This window comes from Pseudomonadales bacterium, from assembly GCA_013215025.1.
GTDB lineage: Bacteria > Pseudomonadota > Gammaproteobacteria > Pseudomonadales > DT-91 > DT-91.
On sequence record JABSRR010000113.1, the window covers coordinates 1 to 5,753 of the forward strand.

Annotated in this window: 9 protein-coding genes; 4 read left to right on the plus strand and 5 right to left on the minus strand. The window is 46.6% G+C overall.

Features of this window, described 5'->3' with window-relative positions; genetic code table 11:
• The first annotated feature begins 112 nt into the window (after positions 1-112).
• Positions 113-487, plus strand: a complete 375-nt coding sequence (locus tag HRU21_08605; GenBank protein NRA42349.1) for a hypothetical protein — start codon at positions 113-115, stop codon at positions 485-487.
• Between the two features lie 29 nt (positions 488-516).
• Here the strand turns inward: HRU21_08605 and rpiA are convergent, their stop codons facing one another.
• The 5 genes from rpiA to HRU21_08630 form a co-directional block, all read right to left on the minus strand.
• Positions 517-1,197 carry a ribose-5-phosphate isomerase RpiA gene (rpiA, locus tag HRU21_08610; protein NRA42350.1) on the minus strand — a complete coding sequence of 227 codons (681 nt, stop codon included), beginning with the start codon at positions 1,195-1,197 and terminating at the stop codon, positions 517-519.
• Between the two features lie 68 nt (positions 1,198-1,265).
• Positions 1,266-1,445 carry a hypothetical protein gene (locus HRU21_08615; protein NRA42351.1) on the minus strand — a complete coding sequence of 60 codons (180 nt, stop codon included), beginning with the start codon at positions 1,443-1,445 and terminating at the stop codon, positions 1,266-1,268.
• A gap of 105 nt (positions 1,446-1,550) precedes the next feature.
• Complete coding sequence (erpA, locus tag HRU21_08620; protein NRA42352.1) at positions 1,551-1,904, minus strand: iron-sulfur cluster insertion protein ErpA; 354 nt, start codon at positions 1,902-1,904, stop codon at positions 1,551-1,553.
• Positions 1,905-1,998: 94 nt separating this feature from the next.
• Positions 1,999-2,484, minus strand: a complete 486-nt coding sequence (locus tag HRU21_08625; protein NRA42353.1) for a polymer-forming cytoskeletal protein — start codon at positions 2,482-2,484, stop codon at positions 1,999-2,001.
• Between the two features lie 25 nt (positions 2,485-2,509).
• Positions 2,510-3,223 carry a hypothetical protein gene (locus HRU21_08630; protein ID NRA42354.1) on the minus strand — a complete coding sequence of 238 codons (714 nt, stop codon included), beginning with the start codon at positions 3,221-3,223 and terminating at the stop codon, positions 2,510-2,512.
• 136 nt (positions 3,224-3,359) lie between these two features.
• On the opposite strand from HRU21_08630, the gene HRU21_08635 reads away from it, so the two are divergent.
• The 3 genes from HRU21_08635 to HRU21_08645 form a co-directional block, all read left to right on the plus strand.
• Positions 3,360-5,117, plus strand: coding sequence for a chloride channel protein (locus tag HRU21_08635; GenBank protein ID NRA42355.1), 1,758 nt, complete (start codon positions 3,360-3,362; stop codon positions 5,115-5,117).
• Positions 5,118-5,131: 14 nt separating this feature from the next.
• Positions 5,132-5,554, plus strand: coding sequence for a CopD family protein (locus HRU21_08640; GenBank protein ID NRA42356.1), 423 nt, complete (start codon positions 5,132-5,134; stop codon positions 5,552-5,554).
• An 11-nt stretch (positions 5,555-5,565) separates the two neighbouring features.
• The coding region (locus HRU21_08645; GenBank protein ID NRA42357.1) for an aspartate aminotransferase family protein at positions 5,566-5,753 on the plus strand (188 nt) is incomplete at its 3' end.

Sequence of the window (5,753 nt, forward strand, 5' to 3'; positions counted from 1 at the left end):
GAAGATAATGCTGCCAAAATAGGCCTATTATCTTATCAGCAATACTTAGCGATTCAACAATCGGCTGCTAGAATGTTTGCTGCTGACTGAGCAGAAGCGATTAGGTGTATTGATGCAAGTATATATTTTATTGGCAGTGGACAAATTAGAGGCTGAGCAGCTTCCCAGCCTGCAGTCCGCGCTGCCACAGATGCAGGATTTGATAACAGCGTTTATTGCTGAACGCCCAGCCCTGCAGGCGGAACTTATCGTGGCGCGCGCAGATGTGCAAATTACGCCCGCGTTTGAATTTGGCATACGCTTTCACATTAAGCAAAAAAAACACCTGGCCGAACCAATAGCATTGTTCAACCGCTTGGCTGAGCAATTCCAACAAGATTTTGTCATTGGCCTATGGCAACAGCATAGTCGAGAAGACATCAGTTTTTTTGGCTTTGAAGAAGGCTTAGGCGATAGCTTTATGATCGCCGAATATTTATTTTTATGACTGACTGACGTTAGGCGTGCGTGCGCTATTTAGGCGATTTCCGCCTTCAGCTGTTCAACCCCACCGCTGCTGGATAACAATAATGTGTCAGCGGGGCGAGCGGCAAATAAGCCATTGGTGACGACACCGGTAATCGCATTGATCGCAGACTCTGTGGCGCAGGGGTCGTTAATCATAAAGTCATAAACATCAATAATCACATTACCGTTATCAGTCACGACACCTTCGCGGTATACTGGGTTACCGCCCATCGCCAGTAACTGTCTTGCCACGTGGCTACGCGCCATGGGAATGACTTCAACCGGTAGGGGAAATTGCCCAAGGGTTTGCACCGCTTTGCTATGGTCGGCAATACAGATAAATTGCTCGGCACAGGCGGCGACAATTTTTTCACGGGTTAAGGCTGCGCCGCCGCCTTTGATCAGTTGCAGCTGAGGATTCGCTTCATCAGCGCCGTCAACATAGAGTGAGAATGGTCCAACTTCGTTCAGCGTATAGACTTCTATGCCATGACCTTGCAAGCGCTTGCTGGATGCTTCAGAACTGGAAACGCAGCCCTTGAAATCGTCTTTATAGGGTGCCAGCAAGTCAATAAAAAAGTTGGCCGTAGAGCCTGTGCCAATGCCGAGAATATCGCTGCGTGAAAGTTGGCTTAGGCAGATGTCTAGCGCTGCTTTTGCAACCGCTTGCTTCAGTTGATCTTGGTTCATAAAGGCTTCTTAATAAAAAGCCCTAGTGTAGAGAAAAACCTAGTCTTTGTCTCTGAAAAGCCTGCACTCTAGCCCGCCAAACAAAATTTTAGCGATGCGGCAACCACGATGGCCATCATTAAGCCCATGATGACTTTGCTGTATTTTTGCATTTGCTCCTCTTCTACCGGTTTGGCGGTCTTTTCGATCAAAGGAACAAGCACAATAAGGGCAATAAAAAGTACCCCGAGTATAATGAGAATGTTCATAGTCACCTTAACGGCACAATTAGCCGTAAAGAAAGTGTAGTTTGTAATTACACCAATAGACTATAAATCCATGAATTAGTTTGATTTGGTATAAGAGTGTTATGTTTAAATAGAAAAAGAGGCACCGCAGCCGCAGGTAGTGTCGGCATTCGGGTTCTCGACAACAAAGCGAGAGCCTTCTAGCCCCTCGGTGTAGTCAACCGTGGCGCCAACCAAGTATTGGTAGCTGAGCGAGTCAACGACCAAAGCTACGTGATCTTTTTCAATCGTTATATCATCATCGGCTAGCAGCTCATCAAAGGTGAAGCCATACTGAAAGCCAGAACAGCCACCGCCTGTGACAAATACGCGCAGCTTTAGCTCTGGATTTTGCTCGTCCTCAACCAGCTCACGCACTTTCGCAGCAGCATTGTCGGTGAAGATCAATGGCGTAGGGTCAAAACTTTCAGCAACAGACATAAAATACCAAAACCGTATGAGAAACAGATAAACGATTTATCTAAACAAGTAGATGATTATCTCGCAGCCTTATACTCAGCGTCAATCATCTAGCTTAGGATTGCGAGGATTTATGTTGATCAATTTTGACCGTTTTTGCCGCCGGGCTGGCATCGGTATACACCAGTGAGCCATTTACCTGCGAGCCTTTTACCATCTCAATCGATTGATAGTGCACATTGCCTTCAACCTTGGCTTTATTAGCCAGCTCTAAGCTATTAGCGTGCACATTACCTTTCACAAGGCCGTTGATAATAGTATTGGGTACATTCAAGTCGCCTTCGATGGTGCCGTTCTCCATAACCCTGACGGAGGCATCTGAACCCGGGTTGGCAATTAAGTTGCCGACGACATGGCCTTCAATTTCGAGATTGCCGGCGAACTTGATATCGCCGAAGATTTCGGCATCTTTAGCGATCAGTGTCGTGGAGCTGCTTTTTTTGCTTTCGGTGATTTTTTTAGGGATTACCGATTGGCTGTCTTGGCTGAACGATGTCGGTGCTTTAACGCCGCTATCTTTATTGTCTTTGCTGCCAAACATAAGATTACCTCTATGACTAAGCGATTTAGTTTTCAGCTGTGCTCTTGGCCCAGTTCACCTCCTGTGACCAGCTGGCTTTTTTCGGTCGAGAGATCTGCGCATCAATGCTTATACTATTGATGGCAAGATCAGGTTCAACTTGGATTATATATTCAAGCTCTTGAAAATATCGGAAGTTAATCTCGGTAGCGGATTTTTTTCCACCGTCTTCAGTTGCTTGCAGAAGTTGTTGCAAAGGCAATTCAACAGCTGTGCCTTGTTGGCTGCCCTGTACAACAAAATGTAGCTTCGCACGCATGCTTGATGGCTTCAAGGCATATTGCACAAACGTAAATTTAAGCCGATAAGTGTTAGCTTCTATGCGATTATGACTAAAGCTATGTAAAACGAGGCCTTTTTTTACCTGACTGGGGTCCATCAGCTGTCGATAAAAATCCAGCGCCCGCTGCAGTTCGCGGTTTTCTTGCTCCTGCTCGCGGATAGAGGCAGTCAGTGCCTGAGTATTAGCTCTCAGGCGTTCACTGGTGAGGGTGAGCTCGGCTCGCTTGGCAACCAGCGCGGTATTTTGCTGTTGGCTAAGTCGATACAGCTGTTGCAGTTTCGACATTTCGTAGCGTTCATAAGCACCCCAAAGGCCTGAAACGAATACGCCGGCAATAAAGGCGAGTGCTAGACTGAGAAAAAAATGGCGCCTGGCCCATAGAATGGCTTGCAATTCTCTACGTTTAGAGCTGTTCATAGCAGTATGTGTATAATGGCTTATTTATCAATTAATTGTTTGTGAAAGCTCATCTATAATACAAACCATTGCGCTGACTGGCCAGCAGTCTGCTGCGGCATCTTGGCTTTTAATATTAGGATTCCATCCGCTCGATATGCAACTCCCCCATTGGTTTCAGCACTGGATTAAACAATATCGTCACCGCTTAGGCGACGAGACGGCTTTGCTGCAGCTGTCGGCACTGGGTATTTTGGTGGGCCTGGTTACCGGCGTTTTGATTCAAGCGTTTCGATTTTTAATTGAGCTGCCGGGTGATCAAATTTATGGCAGTCATGAATGGTTTGAGCGCCTTAGCGCCGAGCATCGACTATTGCTGGTGGTAGGTGGTGCGCTAAGTCTTGGCTTGGTATTCCAGTTTATTCTAAAGTCAGTGCCAAGCCTTGGTTTATCGCATGTGGTACAGCGACTGAATTTGAACCATGGCCGTTTTGAAGCGCGGCCAGCATTGATCCAGTTCGTGGTTGGTATTTGGATGATATTAACCGGTCAAAGCTCAGGTCGTGAGGGGCCGGCAATTCATCTGGGCGCCGCCGCCAGTGCCTTAATCGGGCAGTACTGGCGCTTACCGAATAACTCCATCCGCATCTTGTCAGGCTGCGGCACCGCCGCCGCAATAGCCGCATCGTTTAATACGCCAATTGCCGGCGTATTGTTTGCGATGGAGGTTGTGCTATTAGAGTATACCATCGGCAGCTTTATCCCGATTATGTTGGCCGCGGCGGCCGGCACCATTATTACCCGTATGGTCTATGGTGATGTCTCGGCATTCACTATATACCCTTTAGATGTACATTCACATGTTGAGGTGGCGGCCTATATTGGTATAGGTATTGGCATAGGTATGGTGTCGGCCCTGTTTTGTTTTATTCATCGGCAGGGTCTTAAAATGCACCACCTGCCAATTTGGGCCAGGTTTTCACTGGCGGGCCTCTTTACCGGTTTGCTGGCTATTTATGTGCCTGAAATCATGGGTATTAGTTACGACACTTTAGACAGTGCCCTAGCGCATCAAATCAGCATTTATGCTTTGTTAATTATTGCTATCGCTAAATTATTTGCGACCGCGGTGAGCTCAGGCATGGGCTTGCCGATTGGCATTGTTGGGCCAACCTTGGTGATTGGCGGCTGTTTCGGTGGTGCCTCAGGTATTTTAATTAATTTCCTGGCGCCTAATTTTATTACCAATGATGCGTTTTATGTAATGCTGGGGATGGGTGCGATGATGGGCGCAGTGCTCAACGCCCCGTTGGCTGCGCTCATTGCATTATTAGAGCTAACCAATACGCCGGATATTATATTGCCAGGCATGATTGCTATTGTAGTGTCGAGCTTAATGGTATCGCAGGTGTTTAAGCAAATCCCGCCACATATTGCCAGCTTGGAGCGGCTTGGGCAGCACCGCCCGCTATCGATGTTTGAAGTGGCGCTGCAGCGGGTTGGTGTATCAAGTTTAATGAATTCTAATATGAAGAGCACGGCGCGTCAGTTGACATTCGATGAACTGGACGAGTTATTGTTAAATAAGCCGCGCTGGGTGATGGTATCTGAAGCGAATAGTGCCAGCATTTTATTGCATGGTATGCAGCTCGAGCAGTGGTATAGTGAAGCCAAAACGAATCAAGGCTTGTTCACTGAACAAAAAGTCGATTTGCTCGCAACCCCAGGCGAGCATTTGAACGTATCAGAACTCAGCTATGATGCCTCGGGCTTAGAAGCTTGGCAGGAAATGCAAAAAGATGATGTCGATGCAGTGTTAATCACCGGCTTGTTTGATGCTTACGCGCCGGCAATCTCAGGTATTATTACCAAGCCCGATATTGAAAACTATTATCATCGCCCGCGGCGATACTAGACGAAGATTAACCTATGTATTTATGGCTGCAAGCGCTTCACATTATATTTGTCATTAGTTGGTTTGCCGGTATTTTTTACTTACCCAGATTGTTTGTGCATTACTGTTTGAGCGATGATCAAGCAACACAGCAGCGCTTAGTGATTATGATGCAAAAGCTGTATCGATTTACCGCACCGTTTGCGTGGCTAAGTTTAGCCTTTGGCTTGTCAATGCTTTACCTTAATCTTGCCTATTTAAAGTCGGCAGGCTGGTTTCATACCAAAATGCTGTTTGTGATCGGTCTTTTTGCTTATCAATTTTATAACCGACATTTAGTAAAAGTGTTTACTGAAGGTCGAAATACCCGCAGTCATCGTTTTTATCGCATATATAACGAAGCGCCTGTGATCGCCATGTTTGCCATGGTGATTTTAGCCGTTGTTAAACCATTTTAAATGAGGAAAGTATGAGTCATTCAGCCGATTTATTTGTTCGCGCAAAACAGTCAATTCCCGGTGGGGTGAATTCGCCAGTCAGGGCGTTTAATGGCGTTGGTGGCGATCCGGTGTTTTTTAAACGCGGCGAAGGTGCCTATTTATTTGATGCGGATGATAAGCGGTATATCGATTATGTGGGTTCTTGGGGGCCGATGAT

What these genes read in the sequence shown, in the direction of transcription:
- erpA (NRA42352.1), bottom strand. Translation starts at nt 1,904, where the DNA reads ATGTCTGTTGCTGAAAGTTTTGACCCTACGCCATTGATCTTCACCGAC.
- HRU21_08630 (NRA42354.1), bottom strand. Translation starts at nt 3,223, where the DNA reads ATGAACAGCTCTAAACGTAGAGAATTGCAAGCCATTCTATGGGCCAGG.
- HRU21_08605 (NRA42349.1), top strand. Translation starts at nt 113, where the DNA reads ATGCAAGTATATATTTTATTGGCAGTGGACAAATTAGAGGCTGAGCAG.
- HRU21_08625 (NRA42353.1), bottom strand. Translation starts at nt 2,484, where the DNA reads ATGTTTGGCAGCAAAGACAATAAAGATAGCGGCGTTAAAGCACCGACA.
- HRU21_08640 (NRA42356.1), top strand. Translation starts at nt 5,132, where the DNA reads ATGTATTTATGGCTGCAAGCGCTTCACATTATATTTGTCATTAGTTGG.
- rpiA (NRA42350.1), bottom strand. Translation starts at nt 1,197, where the DNA reads ATGAACCAAGATCAACTGAAGCAAGCGGTTGCAAAAGCAGCGCTAGAC.
- HRU21_08635 (NRA42355.1), top strand. Translation starts at nt 3,360, where the DNA reads ATGCAACTCCCCCATTGGTTTCAGCACTGGATTAAACAATATCGTCAC.
- HRU21_08615 (NRA42351.1), bottom strand. Translation starts at nt 1,445, where the DNA reads ATGAACATTCTCATTATACTCGGGGTACTTTTTATTGCCCTTATTGTG.